The following is a 3900-nucleotide window of genomic DNA, read 5'->3' as shown; positions in this document are numbered from 1 at the left end:
GTCACATCCAGCTCGCCCAGGTCGGGCGGTGCATCCAGGCCAGGCGGCAGCGGGATGACAGGCGCGGGGCCCATGGTGGGCACGGCCGGCAGGTCCAGCGGGTCGATCTTGGCCGGCACCACGGGCGCCGCGCGCTTCTCGGGCGCCGATGGCAGGTCAGGCCGCGCCACGTTCTCCTTGAACGTGGTGATGGCTTCGCTGATGGCGTTGCTCAGGTCGGGCGAGCTGATGCTGTAGTCGCCATCGGCCAGGTCAATGGCCTCCTGTGTCTTGGCGTCAGCCAGAGCCGATTTGGTCTGAACGATGCCCCACAAAGCATTGATCAGGGCCTCGGCAAAGACAATCGAGTACAGCCCGTTGTCGTCTACATCCACAAGGTCGGTGGTTGCCATGGTCAGATTCTCCGTTTCAGTTCGTTGACGACAAACTCCATGCGCTCCAGCGTGAAGTCGGCCCCCTCTTGGTTGTAGATTTCCAGCTCCAGGTAGTGGGCGCGCAGGCCCTTGCCGAAGTCGGCGCGCTGCGTGGCCATGAAAGCGTCGGCGCTGCGGGTCTGGTACAGGTAGGACTTGCCCTCTGGCGTGGTCACGCGCACCACCATCTGGCCTGTGCTCTTGACGCCCAGATAGGCGTAGCTGATGCCCTTGAGCGCCGGGCTGCCGAAATCGCGCTTGCCCAGGTTGATGGATGCGCGAATGGGTGCGCCGGCGTCGTCTTCGCCCACCAGCTCAAAGATCCCGGCCTCGGAGGCGCCGTAGTTGCGCCCGCCGATGCGCGCGAAACTGTTGAACGGGAAGTTCTCGTAGGCGGCGCTGCCGCTCTCGGGGTTCACAGACCACACCGACAGGTTTTTGCCGGGCTCGCCCATGGCCACACCGCCGTACACCACCGCCTCGATGGCTGCGCTGATGACCTGCTGCGCGTCGTAGCCCGCCACGGCCTGCGCCCCGGCGGTCAGCTGATCGGTGAAGGTGCGCTGTGTGTCGATGGTGGCGCTGGCCACCAGGGGCGTGGGCAAACTGGCGGTGATGACCAGGATGCCGGCCAGATTCAAAGCGGTTTTGCCGGTGCTCACCAGGGCCACGTCCACCACGCGCTGCGCATTCCAGGTCACGCCCATGCGGCCAAGGGTGGCGAACTCCATGATCCAGCTTTGCGAGCCGCGCATGGAAGTAGCCACCCTGCCCCGGGCCTCATGGCGCACAGCTGGCGACACCGAGGCGTCGAAGCCTGCGGACACCTGGCCCACGGTGTAGATGCCGCGATGCGGGTAAGTGGCCAGGCCCTCGGCCCAGAGATCCACGCCACGGGCGAATCCGATCAGCTCTGCGCCGTAGTCGTTGCCGTCAGCGTTGGCGCCCAGCATCATTTCTGCCGCGCCGAAGGCGTAGGCGTAGTCCCCGCCGATGGCATCCAGGCGGAAAACGGGCGCGGAGCCGTCGCCAGTTTCACCGGTGTAGCCATATCCCACGGCGTCCAGACCGCCCAGCTGGGCCAGGCCGTTGCCCTCGTCGCGGTCGGAGCCGTAGGCCCACAGCGTGCCCAGGCCAGCAAGGCTCTCGCGCTGCTCACCCGTGGCGCCCAGGTACAGATCGGCCGCGCCAAACGCATAGCCGTAGTCGCCGCCCAGGGCCGAAAGCTGAAACGCCGCAGCGCCACTGCCAGTTGCATCCAGCGCTTCCAGCATGGGGTCGGTCAGCTCATCGTCGGCCGCGTAGATGGCCGCCGACAGGCGTGCAGCGCTACCTCCCAGGTAGGAAGGCGACTCGGCCACCAGCACGTCTTGGATGTAGTACCGCACACGCCCCGCGATCAGCGTGATCTTGCATTCATGACCAGGGCTGACGGGCGACGAATTCACCAGGTACACAGTTTCGCCAGGAGCGGGAGGAACTCCGGCCRGTGGGCTGATGTGCACGTAGGCCAGTCCCTTTTCGATCTTGAACCCGTGGACGATGTGGCTTTGCGCCGTGTCGGCGGTGGGCGCTGAGATTGCGAGGCCGGCCACCACGCCATCGGTCACACCAGCGCCCACCTTGAAGGTGGTCTGCAGCGGGTCGGTGAGCGCGCGCCCAGACCAGGCGGTGGCATCCCAGGCGGGAGGAACAGGCGTGCTCACCGCCGGCGGCGGGGCTGGCGGGTAGATGGTTTCCGTTGCGGTTTCGTACACCGTCACGACGCCAGCTGCCACCCGTTTCCAGTAGATCGTCTGCTGGGTGGGGAAAACGCGCCCATCAGCGAGCGTGACGTAGTTGATGATGTTCTGCGAGAAATCAGCCTGATCGGCCGTCGCCACCTGCACCAGCTTGGTCTGCGGATACGAGCGTGCCACCTTGTAGGTGCGCACGATGGGCGCAGGTGCCGGAGCTGGCGGCGGCGGCGCGGTGAAGCGCTGGATCTTCTCCAGGGTGTTTGCCATGTCAGCGTTCCTCAAATTCAGGGTGGGCCGGGTCCACGTCGTCCGGGTACAGCAGGCTGCCAATATCCCCGGTGTAGTGCAGCTCCGGGCTGCGCCACAGGACGTTGAGCAGCTGCGGGTCAAGGTTGGACGGGCCGGAGAAATCCACCACGCGGCGCATGGTGGTCACATCGCCGCTGGTCGCACACACGCTGGTCGGCACCTGCCAGCCCTCGTACAGCGCCACCAGCTCGGGCGGGACGGCAGCATTGGCACCTTCTGCGGGCTTTGAGGGCGCCGACATGCTCAGCATGAAGCGGGTAAGCACCGTGGCGTCGCTGACTGCGAAGCCGTCACCCGACTCCAGGCCTTTGGCAGCCTTGTACTCGGCCAAGTTGTCCACCATGGGCATGCACTCAGCGGGCAGGCGCTGCCCGGTCCAGGTATCGCCGTAGTCGTTGGTCATCCATACCGTCACCGGATAGGCGTCGGGATAGGTGCCCCAGGTCTTTTCTGGGTAGGTCACGGCCGTTGTCACCGCGGCGATAGTGAAATTGCCCGGGCCCATGGAGTACCGGTGTCCGGGCAGCTTCTGCGGAAAGAACAGCGGCCATTCCTGGGCATAGGTGCCTGGCGCGGTGTAGTCGCGGAAGGAGATGYAGGCCCACATGGCATCCATGGGCCAGTCCTTGCGCACAAAGTTCTCGCCGTTGGCGTCGGACACAAAGAAGCGCAGCGCGCGCTGCACCGCTTGGCGCCGCGTGTGCAGTGCCAGATCCTCGTCGGTCGGAGGAACGGCAGGACGACCGTAGGCGGCGATGGCCACGCGCCCACCACCCATTGGGGCCGCGATGAAGCCTGAATGCCACGACACCGGCTGAAACGGATAGTCGTAGGTCACATCACTGCCTGTTCCGGGGTAGTCGTCGGTCAGCTCCACCGTGTCCTCTGGCATGTCCTCCACCAGAAACTCGGCTCGCTCCACAGTCCAGCTTTCCCCGAAATCGCGGGTGCGAACCAGGTGCGGCGCGGAGCCGACAGGCAGCCGCAGCGGGTGGGCGCTGTATTCCGCCACACCCTCGATGCGACCCACTTCCGTGCGCTCCTGCGGCACCAGAAGCGCCAACATGTGGCCCTTGCCCACCGCGTACAGCTTGGCCGGCCCTTGGTCGTTGTCCAGGAATCCAGCCGGTGATGCAGACAGGGTTTCGATACCCCACCACGCGGTTTCATAGATAGGCGTGCCCACGCCCCAGCCGGTCAGGTACAGCGGGTTCACCGAGTCCGGCAGCGTCGGCAAGTCCACGCGGCGCAGCTTGCGGGTCGCGGTGTTACCCACATAGGCCACGTACTTCGAGCGGTACTGCGAACTCTCGGAGGGCAGCAGGCCAAAGATGCAGAACACGTATCTGTCGGTTTGGTCCTTCCAGCCACAAGCGCAAAACGTGGGGTGCACGAACCCGTAAATGGTCTCAGCCACCAGCAAGGGCTCCACGTTGTCC

Annotated in this window: 3 protein-coding genes; all 3 read right to left on the bottom strand. The window is 65.5% G+C overall.

The window, feature by feature from the left end; translation table 11 throughout:
* The coding region (locus AC04MI_RS23975; protein ID WP_476498906.1) for a hypothetical protein at nucleotides 1–392 on the bottom strand (392 nt) is incomplete at its 3' end.
* A 2-nt stretch (nucleotides 393–394) separates the two neighbouring features.
* Nucleotides 395–2419 (bottom strand): hypothetical protein, encoded by a 2025-nt coding sequence (locus AC04MI_RS23970; protein ID WP_476498905.1) that lies wholly within the window; start codon nucleotides 2417–2419, stop codon nucleotides 395–397.
* A gap of 1 nt (nucleotide 2420) precedes the next feature.
* Nucleotides 2421–3900, bottom strand: a 1480-nt coding sequence (locus AC04MI_RS23965; RefSeq protein WP_476498904.1) for a hypothetical protein, incomplete at its 5' end; no start/stop codon positions are given.

The sequence above is a fragment of the Acidovorax sp. LjRoot204 genome, assembly GCF_056175785.1.
This window is presented reverse-complemented; position numbering and strand designations above follow the sequence as displayed.